The 287-nt window shown below is 85.4% G+C and carries 1 pseudogene; it reads right to left on the reverse strand.

From position 1 onward, the window contains the following. Positions 1-287: pseudogene (locus DQ392_RS33815) on the reverse strand (hypothetical protein); the annotation flags it as partial.

The following is a 287-nucleotide window of genomic DNA, read 5'->3' on the forward strand; positions in this document are numbered from 1 at the left end:
GCGGCCTCGCTCGCCCCGCCGGGGAGCTGGCCGGCGGGGCCGCCGCGGGTGGGCAGCGGGGGTTGCGGGGCACCGGCGCCGCTCGGGCCCGCGGGGGCCTCGCCCGGACGGGCCGGGCTCGGCGGGGCTCCGAAGAAGTTCACGGCGCTGCCGCCCGAGGCGCCCTGCGCACCGCCCCCGCCCGGCAGCGCCGGACGGGCGCCGCCGCCGTTCTGGCCGCGCGTGGGCAGGGCGCCCAGCCGCGAGCCGCCCTGGCCCAGGGAGCCGGCTCCGGCTCCCGCGCTTCT

The sequence above is a fragment of the Streptomyces reniochalinae genome, from assembly GCF_003323735.1.
Lineage (GTDB): Bacteria > Actinomycetota > Actinomycetes > Streptomycetales > Streptomycetaceae > Streptomyces > Streptomyces reniochalinae.